This is a genomic window from Thermosinus carboxydivorans Nor1 (assembly GCF_000169155.1).
In the GTDB taxonomy this organism is placed as follows: Bacteria; Bacillota; Negativicutes; order Sporomusales; family Thermosinaceae; genus Thermosinus; species Thermosinus carboxydivorans.
In genome coordinates, this window is record NZ_AAWL01000003.1 from 1 (window position 1) to 21701 (window position 21701).

Annotated in this window: 20 protein-coding genes and 1 pseudogene; 19 read left to right on the forward strand and 2 right to left on the reverse strand. The window is 52.1% G+C overall.

Going from position 1 to position 21701, the window contains the following annotated elements; genetic code table 11:
* Positions 1 to 348: 348 nt before the first annotated feature.
* The 3 genes from TCARDRAFT_RS02935 to TCARDRAFT_RS02945 all read left to right on the forward strand — a co-directional run bounded on the left by TCARDRAFT_RS02935 (position 349) and on the right by TCARDRAFT_RS02945 (position 3904).
* Entirely contained in the window at positions 349 to 1059 is a 711-nt protein-coding gene (locus tag TCARDRAFT_RS02935) for an IS110 family transposase (RefSeq protein ID WP_007288520.1), read from the forward strand.
* A gap of 382 nt (positions 1060 to 1441) precedes the next feature.
* Positions 1442 to 2674 (forward strand): IS110 family RNA-guided transposase, encoded by a 1233-nt coding sequence (locus TCARDRAFT_RS02940; protein ID WP_007288521.1) that lies wholly within the window; start codon positions 1442 to 1444, stop codon positions 2672 to 2674.
* A gap of 249 nt (positions 2675 to 2923) precedes the next feature.
* Positions 2924 to 3904, forward strand: coding sequence for an asparaginase (locus TCARDRAFT_RS02945; RefSeq protein ID WP_007288523.1), 981 nt, complete (start codon positions 2924 to 2926; stop codon positions 3902 to 3904).
* On the opposite strand, the gene TCARDRAFT_RS02950 is transcribed toward TCARDRAFT_RS02945, so the two are convergent.
* A complete protein-coding gene (locus tag TCARDRAFT_RS02950; RefSeq protein ID WP_007288522.1) occupies positions 3901 to 5211 on the reverse strand; it encodes a hexokinase family protein in 1311 nt (436 codons plus the stop codon). The two genes, TCARDRAFT_RS02945 and TCARDRAFT_RS02950, sit on opposite strands and share 4 nt — an antisense overlap.
* Before the next feature lie 25 nt (positions 5212 to 5236).
* Positions 5237 to 6571: an NAD(P)-dependent oxidoreductase gene (locus TCARDRAFT_RS02955; RefSeq protein ID WP_007288524.1), complete on the reverse strand. Its 1335-nt coding sequence runs from the start codon at positions 6569 to 6571 to the stop codon at positions 5237 to 5239.
* A 177-nt stretch (positions 6572 to 6748) separates the two neighbouring features.
* On the opposite strand from TCARDRAFT_RS02955, the gene TCARDRAFT_RS15425 reads away from it, so the two are divergent.
* The 16 genes and pseudogenes from TCARDRAFT_RS15425 (at position 6749) to TCARDRAFT_RS03025 (ending at position 21525) form a co-directional block, all read left to right on the forward strand.
* Complete coding sequence (locus TCARDRAFT_RS15425; protein ID WP_156784630.1) at positions 6749 to 6925, forward strand: hypothetical protein; 177 nt, start codon at positions 6749 to 6751, stop codon at positions 6923 to 6925.
* 108 nt (positions 6926 to 7033) lie between these two features.
* On the forward strand, positions 7034 to 7342 hold the full coding sequence (locus tag TCARDRAFT_RS02960; RefSeq protein WP_007288525.1) for a hypothetical protein: 309 nt from the start codon (positions 7034 to 7036) through the stop codon (positions 7340 to 7342).
* A 2-nt stretch (positions 7343 to 7344) separates the two neighbouring features.
* Entirely contained in the window at positions 7345 to 7905 is a 561-nt protein-coding gene (locus tag TCARDRAFT_RS02965; RefSeq protein WP_007288526.1) for a GDSL-type esterase/lipase family protein, read from the forward strand.
* A gap of 167 nt (positions 7906 to 8072) precedes the next feature.
* Positions 8073 to 8753, forward strand: a complete 681-nt coding sequence (locus tag TCARDRAFT_RS02970) for a Crp/Fnr family transcriptional regulator (RefSeq protein WP_007288527.1) — start codon at positions 8073 to 8075, stop codon at positions 8751 to 8753.
* Between the two features lie 229 nt (positions 8754 to 8982).
* Positions 8983 to 10137, forward strand: coding sequence for a hypothetical protein (locus TCARDRAFT_RS02975; RefSeq protein WP_007288528.1), 1155 nt, complete (start codon positions 8983 to 8985; stop codon positions 10135 to 10137).
* A 12-nt stretch (positions 10138 to 10149) separates the two neighbouring features.
* Positions 10150 to 10482 (forward strand): hypothetical protein, encoded by a 333-nt coding sequence (locus TCARDRAFT_RS15685; protein ID WP_071934002.1) that lies wholly within the window; start codon positions 10150 to 10152, stop codon positions 10480 to 10482.
* Between the two features lie 89 nt (positions 10483 to 10571).
* Positions 10572 to 10760, forward strand: coding sequence for a hypothetical protein (locus TCARDRAFT_RS02985; protein ID WP_007288530.1), 189 nt, complete (start codon positions 10572 to 10574; stop codon positions 10758 to 10760).
* Positions 10761 to 10853: 93 nt separating this feature from the next.
* On the forward strand, positions 10854 to 11531 hold the full coding sequence (locus TCARDRAFT_RS02990) for a TorD/DmsD family molecular chaperone (protein WP_007288531.1): 678 nt from the start codon (positions 10854 to 10856) through the stop codon (positions 11529 to 11531).
* A complete protein-coding gene (locus tag TCARDRAFT_RS02995; RefSeq protein ID WP_007288532.1) occupies positions 11528 to 14221 on the forward strand; it encodes a molybdopterin-dependent oxidoreductase in 2694 nt (897 codons plus the stop codon). The genes TCARDRAFT_RS02990 and TCARDRAFT_RS02995 overlap by 4 nt, the downstream gene beginning before the upstream one ends.
* Positions 14222 to 14241: 20 nt before the next feature.
* Positions 14242 to 14847: a sulfate reduction electron transfer complex DsrMKJOP subunit DsrO gene (gene dsrO, locus TCARDRAFT_RS03000; RefSeq protein WP_007288533.1), complete on the forward strand. Its 606-nt coding sequence runs from the start codon at positions 14242 to 14244 to the stop codon at positions 14845 to 14847.
* A 15-nt stretch (positions 14848 to 14862) separates the two neighbouring features.
* Positions 14863 to 15717, forward strand: a complete 855-nt coding sequence (nrfD, locus tag TCARDRAFT_RS03005) for an NrfD/PsrC family molybdoenzyme membrane anchor subunit (protein ID WP_007288534.1) — start codon at positions 14863 to 14865, stop codon at positions 15715 to 15717.
* A gap of 573 nt (positions 15718 to 16290) precedes the next feature.
* Positions 16291 to 16509: pseudogene (locus TCARDRAFT_RS16335) on the forward strand (group II intron maturase-specific domain-containing protein); the annotation flags it as partial.
* A 238-nt stretch (positions 16510 to 16747) separates the two neighbouring features.
* Entirely contained in the window at positions 16748 to 17149 is a 402-nt protein-coding gene (locus tag TCARDRAFT_RS15430) for a transposase (protein WP_007288725.1), read from the forward strand.
* Positions 17150 to 17268: 119 nt separating this feature from the next.
* Entirely contained in the window at positions 17269 to 18309 is a 1041-nt protein-coding gene (locus TCARDRAFT_RS03015; RefSeq protein WP_007288535.1) for an ABC transporter substrate-binding protein, read from the forward strand.
* Positions 18306 to 20171 (forward strand): sensor histidine kinase, encoded by a 1866-nt coding sequence (locus TCARDRAFT_RS03020; protein WP_007288536.1) that lies wholly within the window; start codon positions 18306 to 18308, stop codon positions 20169 to 20171. The genes TCARDRAFT_RS03015 and TCARDRAFT_RS03020 overlap by 4 nt, the downstream gene beginning before the upstream one ends.
* The gene (locus tag TCARDRAFT_RS03025; protein ID WP_007288537.1) at positions 20128 to 21525 is read left to right on the forward strand and encodes a sigma-54-dependent transcriptional regulator; all 1398 of its coding nucleotides are present in this window, start codon (positions 20128 to 20130) and stop codon (positions 21523 to 21525) included. The genes TCARDRAFT_RS03020 and TCARDRAFT_RS03025 overlap by 44 nt, the downstream gene beginning before the upstream one ends.
* Positions 21526 to 21701: the final 176 nt, after the last annotated feature.

The following is a 21701-nucleotide window of genomic DNA, read 5'->3' on the forward strand; positions in this document are numbered from 1 at the left end:
GAATAGGGCCAGATAGTAGCGTTAAGTAGGTGTAGTCATGTAGCTATGGAAAGCACGCGGAGTATGGAAACAATAATCTTTAGAATACGGGAATGAGATTGGTAGTAATGCAAACATAAAAGCAGTCCGGGACGCAAGAAGATGTAAGATGCAGAGTGGATAGTGAGTTATAGGATGGGTTACTGAGGGATATATTCAGTCGTGAGCAGAGGGAATTACGGGAATAGTAAGATATCGTCGGAGCCTCATAAAGACGCTCGAGAGAAGTAAATCGGCTACAAAAGTTTTAGAAGGGGCAAATATTAGTGGCTTCTGTATACCGACATTACTGGTGTTTCCGCCCGCTCTATGATAGAAGCTATGATAAAAGGAACCGATGATACCAAGCAGTTAGCGCAAATGGCAAAAGGAGCTTTGCGTAATAAACTTGCCGATTTAGAAAAGGCGTTAAAGGGCTCTCTTGGTTACCATCAAAAAATGATGCTATCCATGCAACTAAAACATATTGAAACGCTAGATGAAAGTATTAAAGAATTGGATAAAGAAATAGCAGACCGTATGCGCCCTTTTGAAGAAGCCTTGGAGCTATTAGACACCATACCCGGTGTTAATCGGCGCAATGCAGAAGAAATCATTGCTGAGATTGGAGTAGATATGAGTCGCTTCCCATCCGCGGAGCATCTTTCATCTTGGTCAGGAATGGCTCCAGGGCATAACGAAAGCGCTGATAAGCGAAAATCAGGAAAAACCCGTAAAGGAAACCAACATCTGCGAACAACACTTGTACAATCAGCTCGCTCTGCCGCCCGCCAAAAAGATACTTATCTTGCGTCTCAATACCGTAGAATCTGTTCCCGTCGTGGTTCTAACCGTGCTGCAGTAGCTGTAGGACATAGCATTTTAATAATTGCCTATCATATTCTCAAGAAAAAACAGCCGTACATTGAATTAGGTGCCAACTACTTTGAACAGCGAAGTAAAGATGCTGCAATAAAAAGAGCACTTCAACTTTTACAAAACGCAGGAATTGAAATAAACCTTGAAAATATAGTTGCTTAAGATCAGTTTAAAAGTAAATCCTTCTTTACAAATGCCTACTATAAAAAACCTATAGAGTAGGCCTTGGGATCTCTTTGTCTCTATTCGAAGTAGTTGACATAAATTTTTGAAGTGAGTTTTCGGAGTAGGGTAGACCCCCCATGTCGTTAGCACGACACCAACAAAGAATGAAAACCAGGTGCATATGTAGAATAATTTTTTTGCGGCTGGCGAAGAGAGGTCGATAGCTTGCTAGTGCTTCGAGCCTGAAGGGTAGACTGAACCCCAGTTACCTGGTGCACCACAAATTGTTGCTCCTACATTTAGGAAGCACGCGGAGTAGATTACTCGTACAAGGGTTACTGCACCAGTCGCAAAATAAGGCCGCAGAGGGGATCTTCTCATGAAACAAGTAATCCGCATTGTCCATGAACGCTGTTGTGGTATGGATGTTCACAAGAAGATTATCGTTGCCTGCGTTATCACACCTGACAACAAAGAAATTCGAACATTTGGCACTATGACGGACGACTTGCATGAATTAGTAAGCTGGCTTCAAAGTCACGGCTGTAGTCATGTAGCTATGGAAAGCACGGGAGTTTACTGGAAACCAATTTACAATCTTTTAGAACATACGGGAATTGAGATTTTGGTAGTCAATGCACAACACATAAAAGCAGTTCCGGGACGCAAGACAGATGTTAAAGATGCAGAGTGGATAGCTGAGTTACTACGGCATGGGTTACTGCAGGGCAGTTATATTCCAAGTCGTGAGCAGAGGGAATTACGGGAATTAGTAAGATATCGTCGGAGCCTCATAGAAGAACGCTCGAGAGAAGTAAATCGGCTACAAAAAGTTTTAGAAGGGGCAAATATTAAGTTGGCTTCTGTAGTAACCGACATTACTGGTGTTTCCGCCCGCTCTATGATAGAAGCTATGATAAAAGGAACCGATGATACCAAGCAGTTAGCGCAAATGGCAAAAGGAGCTTTGCGTAATAAACTTGCCGATTTAGAAAAGGCGTTAAAGGGCTCTCTTGGTTACCATCAAAAAATGATGCTATCCATGCAACTAAAACATATTGAAACGCTAGATGAAAGTATTAAAGAATTGGATAAAGAAATAGCAGACCGTATGCGCCCTTTTGAAGAAGCCTTGGAGCTATTAGACACCATACCCGGTGTTAATCGGCGCAATGCAGAAGAAATCATTGCTGAGATTGGAGTAGATATGAGTCGCTTCCCATCCGCGGAGCATCTTTCATCTTGGTCAGGAATGGCTCCAGGGCATAACGAAAGCGCTGATAAGCGAAAATCAGGAAAAACCCGTAAAGGAAACCAACATCTGCGAACAACACTTGTACAATCAGCTCGCTCTGCCGCCCGCCAAAAAGATACTTATCTTGCGTCTCAATACCGTAGAATCTGTTCCCGTCGTGGTTCTAACCGTGCTGCAGTAGCTGTAGGACATAGCATTTTAATAATTGCCTATCATATTCTCAAGAAAAAACAGCCGTACATTGAATTAGGTGCCAACTACTTTGAACAGCGAAGTAAAGATGCTGCAATAAAAAGAGCACTTCAACTTTTACAAAACGCAGGAATTGAAATAAACCTTGAAAATATAGTTGCTTAAGATCAGTTTAAAAGTAAATCCTTCTTTACAAATGCCTACTATAAAAAACCTATAGAGTAGGCCTTGGGATCTCTTTGTCTCTATTCGAAGTAGTTGACATAAATTTTTGAAGTGAGTTTTCGGAGTAGTGCACGGAGTGCGCGATATACATCGCACTTGGGGGTTTAGATTAATTTTAACAAATTGTTTTCCGCGTTCTCTGCGGTTTTAGGTTTCGTTTATACACTACGGACAAGGGGGATAAGCTTCATGACGAAAAAAGTAGTGATTGTGACTACCGGCGGCACGATCGCCATGCGGTATGACCCGGTGAGGGGCGGCGTTTTCCCGGCGGTGACGGGCGCCGAACTGGTTGAAGCGGTGCCGCCGCTTGCGCAGGTAGGGCCGGTGGAAGTAGTGGAGTTCGCCAATCTGCCCAGTCCGCATATTACGCCGCGGATCATGTGGCGGTTGGCTAAAGTTATTGACGATCTCTTGGCCCGGGACGACGTAGCCGGGGTGGTGGTAACGCATGGGACCGATACCTTGGAAGAAACGGCCTATTTCCTTGACCTGACAGTCCAGAGCGACAAGCCGGTGTGTATGACGGCGGCCATGCGCCATGCGGCCGAAATCAGCCCGGACGGCCCGAAGAATATTCTCTGCGCGGTAAAAACGGCGTTTTGCCCCGAGGCGGTTGGCCAAGGCGTATTAGTGGTTGCCAACGAAGAAATCCATGCGGCCAGGGAAGTGACCAAGACCCATGCGGCCAACCCCAAAACATTCGCGTCGCCGTTCTGGGGGCCGCTGGGCTATGTGGATGAAGACAAGGTTACTTTTCGCCGCCATTCGCTTAAGCGGCAAAAGATTAAGCCGGCCGCGCCGGTCGATGATGTCTATCTCATTAAATTGGTAGCCGGCGCGGACGATCTTTTCTTCCGCTGCCTTGTCGACAAAGGGGCCAGCGGCATCGTCGTCGAAGGCTTCGGTCGCGGCAACGTGCCGCCAGCGGTAGTACCGGGAATTAAAGCCGCACTAGACAAGGGCATCCCGGTGGTACTGACTACCCGCACCGCCGGCGGACGGGTCCTGGATGTGTACGGCTACGAGGGAGGAGTAAAACCGTTAAAAGCGATGGGCGTCATCCTGGCCGGCGAAATCAGCGGGCAGAAAGCGCGGATAAAGCTAATGTTAGCCCTGGGCGTGACCCGTGACCGGCAGGCGCTGGCCGGCTATTTTGATGTACCCTAACCGCTTTTTCTCATCATCGCTGCCGCTACCGCCGCGCCAATTCCTGAACCGTTTTTCGTCAGCCGTACCCGGATGTATCCAGCGGCATCAGGGACTAGTTCAGCCAGGGCGGCCTGCAGTATGGCGGCGTAGCCCGGCATTTTTTCATAAAGCGAACCGTCGACGGCAATGGTATGCCGCGTGTGGCCGGCGCTTTGAAGGCGGAGCAGGACGCCGGCGTAAGTGGCCGCCACCAGCCGGGCGGACCGGGCGGTGACCAAGGCGGCTATTTCTTTGAGGGCGGCGCGTTCGGCCAGCGTGGAGGCCAGGCCGAAGCGGCCGGATAACCAGTGCTCGATTCGCGTCAGGGTGCGGGAGGTGTCGGCTACCAGCAGCGCGACATCCGGCCCGCTTAAGGCGTCGGCGCGCTGCCAGATTGGCGCGGCAAAGCAGGAGCTGGCCGCGGCGAGAGATGCCGCGGCCAGCCGCACCAGCTCGCCTAAGTACCGCCCGGCCGCCATTTTTTCCAGGCGCTGCTGGCCCGGCTTGTCGCTGGCCGCATCGAGGGCGGCGTCAAAAGGGGTAAGCGGCATGGCGTCAAAATTGCCGGATTCCATGTTGATGATCATGGGAGCAGGGGCCGCGGGTGGTGACAGCTCCAGATAGCAAGTGTTGTGGCCGGTACCGCAGATTGAACCGATGTCGGTCCAGGGGTCCTGATAGGCGGCGGCAAGCAGCGTTCCTACCGTGTCATTGATGATGGCGGCCGGCGCCAGGTGGCCAAGACCGCGCCGGGCTAAGGCCGCGCCCAAGAGTTCGCCTACGTCCTTTCCTTCCACACCGGCGGTGGCGATTTCTTTTGTCCAGTGGAGGAGGATGGCGCGGTTGGCTCCGGTCTGGCGGCAGGGGTAGGAAAAAGTGAAGCCCAGGCCGTCTGCGCTGCCTGCTGCGGTCACGGTGGCCACCTGGGCGGCCAAAAAGGCAAAAAGTTCATCGGCGTGGACTGTCGGCGCCGTATAATCATAGCCGGCGGTCGGATCTTTGAGCGAGGCGGCTAGCGTCTGCCGCACCGACAGACGTCCGTCGCCGTGAAGATCCACGAGCAGGGTGCGGATGTTGGTGCCGCCGAAATCAAGGGCGATGAATCGCCCTTGCTCCAGGCCGGTGGGCCGGCTTAGGAAAGAAGGCAGCATTTTGAGGCAGCTCTCTCGGCCGGTCAGGCCGGCGTCCATAGCGTCGGCGAACTGGCGAGACAGGCGGGCAAGTTGGCCGGCCGACAGAGTGAAAGCGGCGCGTACGTCGTTAAGGCGCATGGTTAGATCGCTCATGGCGTCCTCCTGCAGCTCAGCCAATTTAACATTCTTCCATTAGTTTTTTCGCTTCGACATACATAGCAATGCCGGCCGCCACTTTTTTGGCTTCTTTCATGGCCAGCACCACGGTGGCTGGCTCATGCACCACGTCACCGCCGGCGAAAACGCCGCGGCGGGTGGTCATGCCGTAGGGGCGTTCACGGGTGATGACATAGCCCTGCGGGTTCACTTGGATACCCGTGGTGGTCGAGACAATGCGGGCGGCAGGGCGCTGACCGACCGCGAGAATGATTTTGTCGGCGGGGAGTAGTTTAGTTTCGCCGGTGCCGCGCAGTCCGCCGTCTGCATTTTCCATTATTTCACACTCCAGCCCGGTAACACGGGTCTCACCGACAAAGCGGACCGGGCTGGCCAGCCACTCGAACTGGACGCCTTCCGCACGGGCGGCCTCGTACTCCGACTTTAACGCAGTAATGTCCGCTTCGGTGCGGCGGTAGACGACGGTGACTTGGCGGGCACCTATTCGTAGGGCGGTACGGGCTGCGTCCATGGCGACATTGCCGGCGCCGATGACCAGCACCCGGTCGCCGAGATGGATAGGGACTTCTTTGATGTCGACTTTGCCGGCGTTAGCCAGCGATACCATGCTAAGGAAGTATGTGGCCTGCACCACACCAGGCAGCTCTTTGCCAGGGAGGTCCAGCGTTTTCGGCAGGGCGGTGCCGGTGCCGATAAAGATGGCGTCATAGCCGTCGGCAAACAGTTCATCGATGGTAATATCCGGCCCGACCAGGACGTTGGTATTGAAGGTGACGCCCAGCCGTTCAATCTTCTTGATTTCGCGGCGGACTACCTCTTTGTTCAGCCGAAAGTCAGGAATACCGTACATGAGCACACCGCCCGGCTCCGGCTGAGCTTCAAAGACGGTAACGGCAAAGCCCATTTTGGCCAGGTCACCGGCGACGGTCAGGCCGGCGGGCCCGGAACCGATGACGGCCACCCGGCCTTTGTGCTCGCTGATTTTTTCCACAGTATCGATATCCATTTCGGCGGCAAAGTCGGCGATGAAGCGCTCCAGTTTGCCGATGCGGATGCCGCAGCCCTTTTTATTTAGGACGCAGGCAGCTTCGCACTGCTTTTCGTGGGGGCATACCCGGCCGCATACGGCCGGCAGGTTGCTGCGGCGGGCGATAATCGCACTGGCTTCGCCGATGTTGCCTTTGGCTAGCGCCTGAATAAAGGCCGGGATTTCATTTTCGATGGGACAGCCGGTGCGGCACAGCGGCTTAGGACAGTTCAGGCAGCGCTTCGCTTCGGCGATAGCTTCGCGCATACTGAAGCCTTCGTCGATTTCGGTTATTTTATCAATGCGCATGGTGCGTAAACCTCCGTTTAATGCTGTACAAAACCAAAACTTATGTAATATGATAAACCATATACTCCAATGGGGCAACAAAGTGAATTTTTTCCCAGTTAGATACAATTGCTAGGTTTTCGGAATAGGAGAAAACGAGTTCGGGAACGATAGGTAAAAGCGAAGGAGGGAATTGTCATGATGTGGGGCTATGGCTTTGGCATGTTTGGTATGATATTTTTGTTAGTCTATTTGGTTGTTGTTGTATATTTTTTCTATTTGTTGTCGACAATCGCCCGGTCGCTGCAGCGTATTGCCGACCGGCTCGAGCGACTGCCGCTGCCGGGGGAGACTACCGAGCAAAGAGCGGAATAGGGTGATAGGATTAATCCTCTGAAGCGTTCAGAGGATTTTAATTTTGTATGTTCCTGCCGCTGGCAAGTTGCTATACTATTGAATAGATGGAAAATACAGGAGGACATTATGACGGAGCAGTGGGAGACGTGTACGATAACTTACGAGACGGTACGGGAGGTAAAGGGGATTTTTCCCAAAGAAACGGTCCGTTTCGTGGCAAAGGCGGCGGGTCCGCGCGGCGAGTATATCGCCGCCAAATCCAAGGCATTTGCCTTAGGGGCGTTCAATGTATACGGCCCCAATGAGAAAAAGAAAGAGCATGCGGCGGCGCTTGAAGCAGTAGTCAAAGAACTGATCGATGATGGCTGGGAGCAAGTGCCGGAAAAAGGTCGGCCCTGGTTTAATCTGAAGTTCCGCCGGCAGGTGGAGGGATAAAGATGAAGGTAACGGCCGTGGCAATTGGCGACTCGATAACTTACGGCTATCCTTATCGGCCGCAGTATTCCTGGACGGCCCTGGCCGCGCGGGAACTGGACATCATTATTCTTAATAAAGGGGTATGCGGAGAGACAACCGGTGATATGCGCGCCCGGTTTACTCAGGATGTTCTGCCCCACCGGCCGCAGCTTGTAATTATCATGGGCGGGACGAACGACGCCTTTCTCCACATTCGCCCCCAGGAAGTAGCCGACAACCTGGCCGGCATGGTGCAAGCCGCCCGCGAGGCCGGCATTGTGCCGGTGCTTGGGATGCCGATTCCGTCCAACTACCCCGAAGATGAAGTTATGCTTGACCGGTACCGGCAGTGGCTGCGGGAATACGCCGCGCGGGAAAAGGTGGCGCTTATCGACTTTTATTTCCCCATGCTGGCGCCAGGCGGAACGGCCTTGCGCGAGGGGCTGCACGTCGACGGCGTTCATCCCAGTGAAGCCGGTTACCGGGTTATGGCCCGCGCGGCCGTGGACGCGCTTAGGCCAGTGGTGGGCGGTATGAGATAGCAGAATTTATTATGACGGCATAATAAATTCAAATGGGGATGGTGGGGATAGACGATGCTTAAATACTAGAGGGAGCTGATGCGTTTTTGTATCATAGTAAATAATAGTAAATACAAGAAAGTCTAATTTAAATTTTCCCGGGCAACGGGTTACGCAGGTGGCGGCTAATGTCTACGAGTGTACATATTGCCTGTCCCTTTCCCTCGCATATGCAGTTATCGCCGTGGCGCCTAGACCGGCCAGAATTTGCATCTATTTTAGCCATCGTTCGGGAACAGCGGTACCAACGGGGCGCTACCTTATACACCCCTGGTACACTTTTAGACGAAATATTTATCGTAAAATCTGGGTTGCTGCGCTTATACATCATTTCGCCGCAGGGTAAGGAACTTAGCTTGCCAGCCTTTGGGCCGGGTACGATGGTGTGCGAGCAAGCCTTGTTCAACGAGAAGCTTTCTTACGCCTGTGCTGAGGCGGTCGGCGAGGTGACGGTCTACTGCCTGAGCAAAGCTGACCTGGAGGCGGTTCTCCAGAGTGATTCCAGGCTGATGCTGTTGGCGTATAAGACGATGGCGGCAAAACTGGACTATATTATGGCCTGTCTTCATGTTTTTATGCTCCAGGACATGGAGCAGAAGGTTTTGTGGGTGCTGCGTCAGTTGGCGGCGACCGGCCGGGGTGGCGCGGAAAAGCGCGAAGGCTTGTCGGTGAAGGTGACTCATGAACAGCTGGCCGCCATGATTGGTGCTAGCCGGTCGGCCGTGACCCAGTGTCTGGACGCTATGGCGGCGGCCGGCATCATTACGAAGTCCCGTGGCCGCATTACGCTAAGCGAATTGGCAGGGTAAATATGCCACCCCGTCTTTCCATGAGGAAGGACGGGGTGGTTTTTACTTTCATCGACAAATTTCGATAAATTATATAATTAAAAATATTTACGCCATTTGGTCATTTTTGACCGATTTTTATAGGGGTATTCGTTATAATTATAGGTGTAACTGGAAGGAGGGATATACCGGAGTGAGGAGACAAGTGTTCCGCAAATGCAATATATTTTAGAGAGAAAGGAGTGTTACAATGCAGAAAGGGCTAAGACTACGTCTGTCCGCGCTGTTTATCGTGCTGTGCATGGTTATGCTGATGGTTGCTCCGGCCTTTGCCAATGGCGTCGATGCAGCCGGCCGAGTACTCATGGCTAAGCCAGCCGCCAATGCGGCAGTAGTCTCAAACTTCGTCGGCTTTAAAAATGTGAAGTACGAAACCCTAACTGGTGAACATAAGGCCGTACAGGAAGGATTAGTCATCCGTCAAAGCCGTATTGAAAATGGCAAGATTATCATTCCTAAGTCCGGCCTGTACTATACCACCCGGACTTCACCCCTACATGCTATGCGGGGTGAAAAAACACTTATTCTCGGTAAACTTTATACGCTGACTGACTATGGTACCCGCATTGACGTGCTAAAGAATGTGGAAATAAAGAAAGGCGAGGCTGTACCGTTTGGCGATGGCACCAAACGTCTCGAAGTTTCCAGCATCAGCCTGGATGACAACGGCTTTGAGGCGCCACGCGCTACGCTACAAATTCTAAAGCCGTCAGGAAACTATTATGGTACGCCTTTCCCCGTTGCAACCGATCCGAAGCTTATTGACATTACTACTGGCGCTTTGAAGAATGGGACGGCGAAAATGACTGGTTCCTACCTGCCGGGTGAAAAAGGCCAAAACTGGCAAGTAGAGTATTATGACACGCCGGTAGCTACCAGCGGCCAAAGTTACCTTGTTGTGGATGAAGTTTCTAAGAATAGCGTCAAGGTGAAAGAATTTGCCACCGGTGCGTTCAACTGGATGCTTATCACCGACAAAGACCCGGTAGAAATGGTGCTGGCTCCCGGTGAAACCGCCGCTCTGGGCAATTATACCGTGAAAGTGGTCAACATTACAGCCAGTACGGCTACGGTCGAGCTTATCGACAAAGACGGTTTCGTGACCCGCAAAGTCCTTGGTCCGGTTACGCCGGAGACCATGAAGTATATGCCGGCTGACGAGCTCAACCGGAACAAGATGATCATGCGCTCTTACGACGACGAAGTGCAGGTGCAGCTCGATGTGTTCCGAAATCCCTTCCGGAACGGCAAGGTGGCGCTGGTTGGCTACACTGACCTTATCAAGATCAATAATCCTGATCACTGGTTCTTTGATCGCCGTTTTGTTGCGCGGCCCGACACCTGAAGCACCTGTTCGTTGTATATCGAGTTGATGCTCGAAAATGACGAAGAGATCATACTCGATAACACCAACAACGTGTTTGTTGGGCCGAACGGATACTTCAAGATTGTTATTGACGAATTTGACGGCAAAGTCGTCAAAGCTTGGCATGTAGAGGACGCGAAGGGCAATAAGACTGGCAACCTGGCCGAACGGGCGCAAGGCAAAAATATCGACGTGCTCATTAATACGAGCAACCGTACGGTAGCTCACTTTGTTGGCAAAATGGCTACCAAATTGATTGCTGAGCAAGAAGCCAAGATCGCTCAGCTCCAAGCTGAGCTGGCGGCAGCAAAAGCCGGTAAATAGCGTCATATAATGTATAAGAGAGGCGCGTAAAAGAGGCCGCTCGGCGGTCTGCCGGCGGCCTCCCGCGCCAATACTGAGGGGGGTTTTTCATGAACAAGTTTTTGAAAGTCGGTGTTATTTGCTTCATGCTGGCCACTTTCGTTGGTGGCGTTGTCAGTGCCGCCATGACGGTTGACTTCAGCGGCAAACCGGCCATCGTTGTGGCCGAAGGGGAAAAGGCCGACGACCAAAAAAAACCGCAAATGCCGACCGAAGAGGAAGACTCCTGCAAATGCTAGCCTGATGAGATGTATTTTTAGGTTGTTGACTTTAGTGCGGCAGCCTTTTTTCTTTTTTATTGTAAGACCGTCATATTTCGTCGGAGGAATGCTGTGGACGACATCATCCGCTATACGCAAGAGCGCAACCAGGTTTACCGCTTTTTAGCCGTGGTTATTAATACTTTGCCAGACAAGACCTTTGTCAATAACCTCTGCCAGCTGAGCGCCGATGCTTTGGTGCTGCCCGCCCAGCAGAGCGGCGACGAGCGTCTTGCTACCGGTATGGAACAGGTGGTGAAATTTTGTCAGGATAGCCAAGGAGGTGACAAGGACGCCATTGCTATAGCACTCGCCGTAGACTGGACGCGGCTATTTCGCGGCGTCCATCCTGGCTATGGACCGCCGCCGGCCCGGGCGTCCGCTTACCGGCCTTATGACTTGGAGCAACTTACCGCCCTGTACCGTGCGCATGGCCTTAAGGTGCAGTCGCCGCGCTTTGACCCTGATTATCTGGGAGTGCAGCTTGCCTTCATGGGCCGTCTCGTTGGTGAGGAAGAGCGGTACCGGCAGCAGGGACGGTGTGGACAAACTCTAGCCAAACTGATCGGGACGCAGCAGTTATTTTTGCAGGAACATTTAGCGTGGATCCCTGACTTTACTGCCCAGGCGAAACTCTATGCCGACTTGCCCTTTTATCCCGGCGTCCTGACTATTTTGGAAGGGTTCTTGTCTGTTGAACATTTCTGGGTTGAAGAGCTCATCCATTGTACCGAGGGAGGTATTACATGAAACTCACCCGCCGACAGTTTCTAGGAGCATCCGCGGCCGTTGGCGCCCTTGCCCTGGCATCGGGCAAGATTGTGAATTATTTGGATAAAGACGTCTTTGCCGTTGCTGGCGAAGAGATTAAAGAAGAAACCTGGATTCCAACGCATTGTAAGGGCTGTGCGGCCGACAACCGCTGCCACATTCTTGTGCGGCGCGTAAACGGTGTGGTCGTCAAGATTGAGGGCAATCCGGAGTCACCTACCAACTTGGGCCGCAATTGCGCCAAGTCCAATGCCGCCCTCATGACTCTATACAATCCCTATCGCGTCAAATTTCCTGTGAAGCGTACTAATCCGGAAAAAGGACTTGGCGTCGATCCTAAATGGGTGGAGATTTCCTGGGAGGAAGCTCTGGAAACGGTGGCGACCAAACTGAAGAAGGTTCGCGCCGAGGATCCCCGCAAGTTTGTTTTCATGGTAGGCCACGCCGCCAGCTTGAACATTGATACCGACGAGGCCTTTGCCCACGCCTTCGGCACGCCTAACACCATCGTCGGAGCCACTTCCGTTGCCTGCGGTGGTTCAGCTAGCCCTATCAACGTCTTAATCAACGGTGGTTACCAGGCCCGCGCCGATATGCTTTACTGTAAGTATTTCCTCAACCTAGGTGCCAACTCCCAGCAAGGGGGCAAGGGCAATACCGAAGAAATAGACGCCTTCGTCAACGCTCGTGCCCAGGGGTTGAAAGTGGTTAATGTTACGCCGGTCATCAGTCCGTCAATTGCCAAAACGGACGAGTGGGTGCCGATTATTCCTGGCACTACGGGCTATTTTCTCTTATCTATGATTAATGTCATCATTAATGAACTCAAGGTGTGGGATGCGCCATATCTGAAAAACCGGACCAACGCTGGCTATCTTGTCGACGAAGACGGACTATATATCCGTACCGCCGACCAACTCGACGACAAGGTGCGGGGTCAGAAACTAGGTAAACCGATGGTCTGGGATAGCGTTGCTAACGCGGCGAAAGCTTTCGACGACCCGACGGTCCAGGACGTTGCCCTGGAAGGCGTGTTTGAAGTGAACGGCAAAAAATGCCGACCCAGCTTCCAGGTTCTAAAGGAGCATGTAAAGGGTTACACACCAGAAAAAGGCCGGGACATTACCGGCATTGCACCAGAGGTCGTGCGGCGGCTGGCCCGTGAATGGGTGGACAACGCTCAAATCGGCCGAACCATTATCATAGACGGTGTGACTTACCCCTACCGGCCGGTAGCTGTCATTGCCGAACAGGGGGCTAAGTGTCATGTGGACAATTATTTTGTCGTCCATGCCGCAAAAATTCTGGCGCAAATTGTGGGTGCCACCGATGTGCCCGGTTCGGCCAAAGCAGCCGGACGGCCCTTTGTCACAATTAATCCGGTGGATGGCATGAACACCTGCCGGGAGTTTTACTATCGACCCCTGAAAAAAGTGCCGGATAAGATTAGCCTGGAAGACCATTCGCCTATTCCTGGATCTTCGTCCGGTTTGGCCTGGATCACGATGAAGGACCCCAAGGCCTATGGGTTTGAGTATACGCCCGAGGTGCTGGGAATATGGGGAGGTAATCCGCAGGCACTGTTAGGCGACCCTAAGCATCTTGACGAAGTATTTCGCAAGTTTTCGTTTATCTTTGCTATTTCTTATGAATTCGACGCGCCTACTGAGTATGCCGATATCGTGCTGCCGGAAAGCAGCTGGCTAGAGCGGTACGGAATAAGCGCCTTAGCGCCGCGAACCTCCTTTACTAGTGCTTTTCGGGAAAAAGGAACTTATGGTCTGGCGCTGCAGCAGCCGGTATTGGAAAAACCGCTGTATAATACCAAAGAAGGCAATCAAATCATCCTAGAACTCAGTGAACGCCTCGGCATCCTTAAGGGACCCAATGGTGTGCTGGCGCAGCTTAATAGCGGTCTGCGCCTGGGCAAGTACAGTTTGAACGTCGAGAAGACCTATACCTGGGAAGAAATCATGGACCGGCAGTGCAAGGCCAAGACCAATGGCATGTATGACCTTGCCTGGTTCAAAAAAAATGGCTTACTCCTTGTCAAAGCCTTTGGCGTTAAAGAATATTACGGCTACTCCCGGTTTCCTAAGGCCCGTTTTCCCCTCTATATCGAGGAGTTCGCCTCCCACCGCCAGCGGCTGGAACGCGAACTGGCGGAGAAAGGGATTGTCCGGCGGCCCGGCAATGACTTTGTGTTAAAATATTTCGCCCCGCTGCCGAGTTGGGAGCCCCATCCTGAACATAAAGCAGCGGGTGAATTCGACCTGTACTGCATTAACTATAAAAACATGCAGCATCATTTTGCTTGCAATATTAGCAATCCCTGGCTGATGGATCTCACCGTTGCCCAGGATCCCTATTCGCTGCATATTGTTATGAACGCTGCCACCGCTCGCCAGCGGGGTTTGAAGGACGGCGACCTGGTAGAACTTACTTCTTTTACGGGTGGTAAGGTGCAGGGTAAAATCAGGACCAGCCAGGTCATCCATCATGATGTGTTGGCAATCGCCGGTGCCTACGGGCATCGTTACGCCAACACCAATCCGGCGACAGCAGTCGGTCCGGCCTTTGTCGACCTCCTGAAATTGTCAGAGGAGTATATAAACCCGCTGAAAATCTGTCTTGACCGGGATACTAAAGTAAAGCTACAGAAGCTGTAACTTGTACTAGGAGGTAAACCATGGCACGGTATGGTATGGTGATCGACCTCCGGCGCTGTGTAGGCTGTTATGCCTGCGTGATGGCCTGCAAGGCAGAAAACGCTACGCCGCCGGGGGTATTTTGGAATAAAGTCTATGTAAAGGAAACGGGGCAGTACCCCAATGCCCGTATGACCTTCCTGCCCGTCTTGTGTAATCACTGCGCCAACCCTCCCTGTTTGGCTGTGTGTCCGACTGGAGCGACCTATAAGCGCCCGGATGGCATTGTGGCGCTGGATGCGGGCAAGTGTATGGGCTGTGGCTATTGTGTTGTCGCCTGCCCTTATCAGCAGCGTGTCATTACTGAGATCAAGCCCTATTATCCCAAACACGGTTTGACGCCGCTTGAACAACATGGCTATAAAAAACACCGCTCCGGCACGGCTACCAAGTGCACTTTTTGCTTGCACCGCTTGGAGCAAGGAAAACAGCCGGCCTGTGTGGTGGCTTGTCCCGGCCGGGCCCGCATATTCGGCGATCTGGACGACCCGCAGAGTGAGGTGGCCAAGCTGCTCGGTTCAAGCTACACGACGCGCCTGATGGAAAACATGGGAACCAGGCCGGCCGTCTACTACATTCCCGACTAAAGGAGGCGCCGAAACGTGCAGTTCGTTGTGCAGACTACCTGGGGACATCTTGTAGCATGGTATCTTTTCCTGGCCGGAGCGGGTGCGGGTGTGTATATGTTGGGAATAGGCAGTAAGCTGTGGCGGCGCGATGACAGTTTGGCCCGCACCGCCTATTTTTGGGGACCGGCTCTCGTTGCTTTCGGCTCACTGCTCCTGGTCCTTGATTTGGGGCAACCGACGCGGGCGGTGTTGGCCGTTATCCGGTTCTACTCTTCCATGATTTCTATTGGTACTATCATTCTTGCCTTATTTATCTGCCTAGGCCTTTACCAGTTTTACTGTGCCTGGGCGAAAAAAGAAGCATTACCTGTCTTTGACCGCATCGGTTTTGGACTAGCTATTGGCACGGCTACCTATACGGGCCTTTTGCTTGGCGTCGTCAAAGCAATTCCGTTTTGGAACAACCCGCTGTTGCCAGCCCTGTTCTTGTTGTCGGCATTGTCTTCCGGCGCTGGCTTGGTCCTCGTTCTGGCCGTCATTGATAAGGGCCTCCGCGGGGTGAAAGAAACGGTGATAGTCACTGTCATGCACTTGGACCTCTGGTTGTTGTTCAGCAAAGCTTTCTTGCTTACCGCTCTTCTGGTTGTAGCCGGTACTGGCAACGCGGCTACGGTGGCCAGTGTTGACATCCTTCTCAAAGGTTCGCTTGCTCTGCCGTTCTGGGGGCTTGTCGTGTTTGCCGGTCTGGCACTTCCGCTCTATATTGAGCTGTGCAGCAAAGACCATAGCAGTAAAAACGCTCTTATCTGCGGTTTAGGTCTCTTGGTTGGGGCGTTAGCTCTGCGCTACAGCATTGTCGTGGCCGGCGTGTGGATGCCGCTGGGGTAACAATTATTGGATATAAAAAAGAGCAGCTTTACCGCGAGGCAGGCTGCTCTTTTTTGTGCACCCGGCATGGGCACTGACTTGGTGGTGAAAGTCCACTGCAGGCGAGGCAGCACCAGCCTGCTAGCCAAAAAGCAAGGGCGCCTACCGCGAGGTGAGGTCTGAAGGAGGCCGGAGGCAAAACCGCGGCCTGATGAACAAGACCCCCATACGAGGCTGGTCCGTTCGGATGAGCTGGCGCTACACAGCAAAATCCTAGGCTGTCAAAGTACGGTAGAGTAAATGGGGCAGGCGCGGGGCGAAGGTCAGTGTTCTTACCAGGGGAGGCCTGCCAGCAAGCCAGAGAAAGCTAGCAACCCGGGCCGAGAGGTCCGGCTGAGCCGGCAGGAGTCAGCAGAGGGCAGACCTCGAGAAATTATTTGCCCGAGTAAACCATGACATTCTCATGGCCCGAGTGGCCCGGAAAGTAACGGACAAGAGAGTGCTAAAACTTATCTGTCGCTACCTCCAGGCAGGCATCATGGTTAATGGTGTGGTTGTGGATGGGGAAGTGGGTGGATATGATACTTCGTCCAGGCTGACACGCCCAGCATATTCAAGGACTTAGAAGGATGGATGCGGGGGAGACTACGCATGTGCCTCTGGAAGCAGTGGAAGCGAGTGCGAACCAAATATCGCGAACTACGCGTACTGGGACTGCCAAAATGGGTAGCACATGAATTCGCCAACGCCCGCAAAGAGCCATGGCGAATGGCCCACGGGCCAATGAACAGAGCCTTGGGCAATGCCTACTAGCAAGTCCAGGGCCTGATGAGTTTAACCGAGCGTTACCAAATGCTTCGTCAAGCTTGGTGAACCGCCGAATGCGGACCCGCATGTCCGGCGGAGTGAGAGGGCGGGGGCTAGCCGCCCCCTTCTACTCGATCTACCTATAAGGGATTGAACCCTATGAAGGAGGACGTTAAAGGAGACTCTATATAATGGACCCATAGGTTGGACACAAAAGCAAAAAAATTAAGCTATAATAAGAGCCATGGAGAAGAGAAGAGCTTACATACTAGAAGAAAAAGCTAGTATTGTCCTTCAACTATTGAAGGAAGAAAGAACGATTTCGCAGATAGCCGCCGAAACCGGGATTCATACCACGGTACTAGCCCGCTGGAAGGCGGAAGCCATTGATAACTTGCCAAGCCTGTTTACTCGAGGCGCCAGTGAAATGGAAAAGATGTGCAAGAAATATGAAGCTGAAAAAGAAGAATTAGCAAGGCAAATTGGTCAGTTGACTGTAGAGTTAACTGGCTCAAAAAATCTTCAGAACTCAGCCAGCGTAGAAGAAAGGGATTTAGAATGCCGGGAAATCACACTAAAAAGCAGGCCGAGCTTTTGGCTGTTAACCGCACCAGCGCCTATTACCGCTCCAAAGAATGTGTCTTGATAATGGGGCGCCCTACACCATATGTTAAAACAGAAGGAAAGGGCAATCTCTTAGCGAAGGAGAAAGTAACGATGTAAGCAGACAAGGCGGGTAGTCCGGGTCAGGAGTTGACAAAAGGCATGTTGCAAGGGGAAAAGAAAAAATATATATACATCATCATGGCCATCCTGGGGCTTGTATTTCTTGCCGGTTTTGCTTTAACCGTACTGTTTTCTGAGCGAACAGAGGAAAAGCCCCGGCGGGTGGCGGTGCTGATGTCAGGTGAATCGCGGAGGGGAAAACTGCTGGGGTTGCAGCAGGGATTGGCTGAACTTGGTTTTGTGGAGGGTAACCATATTGTGTATCAGATAATCTCTGCCGGTGAAAACCGGCTGAGGCTTGCCGAACTGGCTTGGGATTTGGTGCGGGCGGAACCGGACGTTGTTGTGGCGCTGGGCGGTCTGGAAGTTGACGCTGTGCAGCAAGCAGTAGAGCGCCGGTATAAAGAAACGGGGCGAACTGTAAGGGTGGTTTTTGCCGGGGTAGCATCGGCGGCGTCCCGGGGATTATATCAAAATCCCCAACAACCGCGTTACATTACAGGGGTGGAAAACCTTGACGCCGAATTGTCGGGGAAAAGGCTTGAATACTTCAAGCACTTGGTACCAAGTTTGAAAAAGGTCGGTGTTGTTTATGAGCCGGGCATTGTTCCCAGTGAGCAAGGGGTGCAATTCGCCCAAGAAGCCGCCCAACTGCTGGGGGTGGAAGTGGTGAAATACCCTGTTCGTTCTCCTTATGACCTGCTTGCCCTGGAAACAACTCTCTTTCCTGGTGCTTGTGACGGATTGCTGCTCATGCCAAGTTTTATGATTGAGTCGGGGGGAGAAGTTTTATACCGCTTGTCGCTGGCCAAAAAAATTCCTGTTTTTGGGTTGCGGGTTAAAGATGCCTCAACCTATTATTTTGCATCCTTCGGCCCTCATGTATATCATCAAGGACGGCAGGCGGCCAGACTTGTGGCGAAAATGCTTAAGCAACGCTCGGCAGAGGATATTCCGGTGGAAACTCCGGATCGGGTTGAACTTGTGATCAACGTCGATATTGCTCGGCGAATAGGTGTTACGTTAACGCCGGCTCAGTTGCATTATGCCGACCAGTTGGTAGGAAAGGACTGCCAATGACTAAGATTGGAACCAGAGTATTAGCATACGGGCTGTTTATGGCATGGATGCCGCTCATTTTAATTTGCCTCTTTGTCATCTTTACCATCGGCCCCAGACTGGAAGCGGGAGTCGCCGAAAAAGCGGCAGCGAGCGCTCGTGTCAAAGCCGATGTGGTGAATGAACTGCTGATGGGAGTAGACAATCATCTGCAGGCTGTCGCAATGACCTCCCATGAGCGGCTGTTTACCATGGATGCCGAAAGCCGTCAAGCTTTGTTTTATGATCTGTTAAAAACAAATCCCCTGCTGGAAGAGGTGTATCTGCTGGACCAAAAAGGCAATTCAATTGCTTGGGTATCCCGGTGGCGGCCGACCGGGTCGGGCCAGCCGGAAAAAGCAGTAGTCAAACCGGAAAAAAAGAGTTCTTTTATTACCAATGTTCACAGAGAAAGTGACGGTAGGATCACATCGATGATTTGCACACCCATTCGTTCCACCGGCTGGCAGGAGACCATCGGTTACTTGGGCGGCAAGGTGCGCTTGAGAGGCGTGGCCGACTTGGCCTTAACCGGTAATACGCAGGGACGGGAAAACAGTTTCATTGTTGATGAAACGGGTCAACTGGTCGGACATGAAGATTTTAGTCAAGTATTGAGCGGCGTCGATGTCCGGAAAAGTTTAGCGGTGCAAGAGTTCATGCAAACCTTACGCCGTGAGGAAACACCGGCAGCGGTTGGCGAAACAACAGCCAAACGATACGTGAATTATCAAGGGGCTGATGTGTTAGGCGCCTATGTTCCTGTGGGCAGCTGGGGATGGGCTGTAGTGGTAGAGAAAGAGCGGGATGAGGCGTTAAAACCGGTTAGGGATTGGATGGTGCGATTCTATTTTGTAGGCCTTTTTTTATCCTTATCGGCGGTTGGTATCAGTTATATTATTGCTAACAAAATTACCAAGCCCATTCGTGAATTAGAGCAAGGCGTAAACAAAATAGCCCGGGGAGAATGGGATCATGACCTTCCGGGCGGCGGTGATGACGAAGTCGGCCGTCTTGTCAGTGCCTTTAACCGGATGTTAAAAGAGCAGCGGCAGAAAAAAGAATTGGAGGAACGGCTGGTCCAAACGGACAAAATGGCCGCCCTGGGAACGGTCGCTGCCAGTGTGGCCCATGAAATAAACAATCCGCTTGCTGTTATTTCCGGATATAGTGAGGATATGCTCGATCGGCTGAGAGAAGGAGACAATGAGGCGCTGCTTGTCGATGGCGAAAAATATCTTTCCATTATTTGCGACCAGACGAAACGGTGCAAAAACATAATTCGGATGTGGCTCGATACGGCGCGTTTGCCTCAAGCTGAAAGCGAACCTGTCAATGTTGTGGAGACGGTAGAGGCTGTCCGGGAATTGCTCCTGTATCGTGCCCAAAAGAAGGGCGTTACCTTGCAAAAATGCCTAATAACGAATGGCGCCGGCGTTTTGCCGGTAGTCATAGCCAGTCGGGGACAGTTGCAGCAGGTATTGCTCAATTTGCTGATTAACGCGCTGGATGCTTGCGGCGAAGGCGACCGGGTCGCAATTCAGACCGAAGTAAGGGACCAAGAGTGTTTTCTGCGTATCATTGACTCCGGTGTGGGCATCCCCAAAGAAAACCTGTCTCGTATCGGCCAATCCTTTTTTACGACAAAACCGCCCGGACAAGGTACGGGGTTAGGAATATATATTGTTAATGAGCTGGTGAAAGGCTGGGGAGGCAGATTAGAGATTTTCAGTGAGGGAGAAGGCAAAGGGACGGTGGTCACCTTACGGCTTCCCCTCGCAAATAACGGGGGAGATCAGCATGGAAAACCAAACGTCAGCAGTGATTCATGTGTTGATCATTGAAGATGAGGATTCGTTTCGGTCGCTGCTGGAAAGTAGACTTAATCGCAAAGGATATTGCATAACCGCTACGGCCAGCGGCGAGGAGGGCCTGAAAGCGGCCCGAGAAAAGTCGTTTGATGTGGCACTGGTTGACATTCGCCTTCCGGGCATGGACGGCATCCAGGTACTCCAAGCGCTGCGGCAACTGCAGTCGCCGCCAGAAGTACTCATGATGACCGGCCATGGCACCATTGAAACAGCCATTGAGGCCATGCGCCAAGGAGCATACCATTATCTGACCAAACCCTTGGATTTAAAAGAATTGGAACTGGTGTTGGCAAAAGCTTTGGAAAAACGCCGCCTTGCCGATCGGGTGGAAGGATTGAACCGGGCCCTGGACCGGCAGACAGGCGAGCCGGAGATAGTGGGAAACAGTCCGGCCCTGCTAAAGGTGATTGACTTGACGCGCAAAGCGGCTTCATGGGATATACCGGTTCTGATTACCGGTGAAAGCGGCACCGGTAAGGAATTGATAGCTAAAGCACTTCATCATTGGAGCAACCGGAAGGGGAAGCCGTGGATTGCCATTAACTGCGGGACTTTACCAAGTAACTTGCTGGAAAGCGAACTGTTCGGCCATGAAAAAGGTGCCTTTTCCGGTGCTGTCGCTTCCCGCGTGGGACTGGTGGAAGCGGCCCATGAGGGCACGTTATTTTTGGATGAAATTGGTGAACTGGAGGTTGGCCTGCAGGCCAAATTGCTACGGTTTTTAGAGTCCGGCGAATACCGACGGATCGGCAATAACCGATTATTTAAAAGTAAGGTTCGCGTTGTAGCCGCCACAAACAAGAATTTGGAGGAAGCCATTGCTGCCGGGCAATTCCGGGAGGATCTCTATTACCGCCTTAGCGGCATGGTGCTGCGTTTACCGCCTTTACGGGAAAGACGGGGCGATATACCCCTCTTAGTACAATACTTCCTGAAACGCCGTTATCCGCATCGCCAGCCGCCCATCGATCCGTCGGTCTGGGAACGGCTGGAGGCATACCGCTTTCCGGGCAATGTGCGGGAACTGGCCCACATGGTAGACAGGGCGTGTATGCTGTATGATGGCGGGATGCTTAGCTGGCACCATTTCGTTGGCTTCTGTGACGATGGAGTTGACCGTTCCCGTAGTCACAAGCCGGCTGATTCGGCCTTTGTCTATCCGCCGGGGATGCCGCTGGAAGAGGTGCGGCGGAGGCACATCTTAGCAACCTTGGCCATGGTAGGGGGCAATAAAGCTGTGGCAGCAGAAAAACTTGGCATTGGACTCCGAACCTTATACCGGTATTTGGAGGAATGGAATTTGGCACAGCAGGATGAACTAACGTAATTGGTTCATCCTGTTTTTATTTACTTTATTGGCGTGTACCGTCATACATCCCCATGCGCGTGCTTAAGTCCGCGGCGTGGGTATGTATGACTTTTTTGTTGTCTGCCATTTTGGCATAGGTGCAATGCTTCTTGCCAATTATGCATAAACGTTTTGTCATATTGGCAAAGATCCTT

What these genes read in the sequence shown, in the direction of transcription:
- TCARDRAFT_RS02935 (WP_007288520.1), top strand. Translation starts at nt 349, where the DNA reads ATGATAGAAGCTATGATAAAAGGAACCGATGATACCAAGCAGTTAGCG.
- TCARDRAFT_RS02940 (WP_007288521.1), top strand. Translation starts at nt 1,442, where the DNA reads ATGAAACAAGTAATCCGCATTGTCCATGAACGCTGTTGTGGTATGGAT.
- TCARDRAFT_RS02945 (WP_007288523.1), top strand. Translation starts at nt 2,924, where the DNA reads ATGACGAAAAAAGTAGTGATTGTGACTACCGGCGGCACGATCGCCATG.
- TCARDRAFT_RS02950 (WP_007288522.1), bottom strand. Translation starts at nt 5,211, where the DNA reads ATGAGCGATCTAACCATGCGCCTTAACGACGTACGCGCCGCTTTCACT.
- TCARDRAFT_RS02955 (WP_007288524.1), bottom strand. Translation starts at nt 6,571, where the DNA reads ATGCGCATTGATAAAATAACCGAAATCGACGAAGGCTTCAGTATGCGC.
- TCARDRAFT_RS15425 (WP_156784630.1), top strand. Translation starts at nt 6,749, where the DNA reads ATGATGTGGGGCTATGGCTTTGGCATGTTTGGTATGATATTTTTGTTA.
- TCARDRAFT_RS02960 (WP_007288525.1), top strand. Translation starts at nt 7,034, where the DNA reads ATGACGGAGCAGTGGGAGACGTGTACGATAACTTACGAGACGGTACGG.
- TCARDRAFT_RS02965 (WP_007288526.1), top strand. Translation starts at nt 7,345, where the DNA reads ATGAAGGTAACGGCCGTGGCAATTGGCGACTCGATAACTTACGGCTAT.
- TCARDRAFT_RS02970 (WP_007288527.1), top strand. Translation starts at nt 8,073, where the DNA reads ATGTCTACGAGTGTACATATTGCCTGTCCCTTTCCCTCGCATATGCAG.
- TCARDRAFT_RS02975 (WP_007288528.1), top strand. Translation starts at nt 8,983, where the DNA reads ATGCAGAAAGGGCTAAGACTACGTCTGTCCGCGCTGTTTATCGTGCTG.
- TCARDRAFT_RS02985 (WP_007288530.1), top strand. Translation starts at nt 10,572, where the DNA reads ATGAACAAGTTTTTGAAAGTCGGTGTTATTTGCTTCATGCTGGCCACT.
- TCARDRAFT_RS02995 (WP_007288532.1), top strand. Translation starts at nt 11,528, where the DNA reads ATGAAACTCACCCGCCGACAGTTTCTAGGAGCATCCGCGGCCGTTGGC.
- dsrO (WP_007288533.1), top strand. Translation starts at nt 14,242, where the DNA reads ATGGCACGGTATGGTATGGTGATCGACCTCCGGCGCTGTGTAGGCTGT.
- TCARDRAFT_RS15430 (WP_007288725.1), top strand. Translation starts at nt 16,748, where the DNA reads ATGGAGAAGAGAAGAGCTTACATACTAGAAGAAAAAGCTAGTATTGTC.
- TCARDRAFT_RS03015 (WP_007288535.1), top strand. Translation starts at nt 17,269, where the DNA reads ATGTTGCAAGGGGAAAAGAAAAAATATATATACATCATCATGGCCATC.
- TCARDRAFT_RS03020 (WP_007288536.1), top strand. Translation starts at nt 18,306, where the DNA reads ATGACTAAGATTGGAACCAGAGTATTAGCATACGGGCTGTTTATGGCA.
- TCARDRAFT_RS03025 (WP_007288537.1), top strand. Translation starts at nt 20,128, where the DNA reads ATGGAAAACCAAACGTCAGCAGTGATTCATGTGTTGATCATTGAAGAT.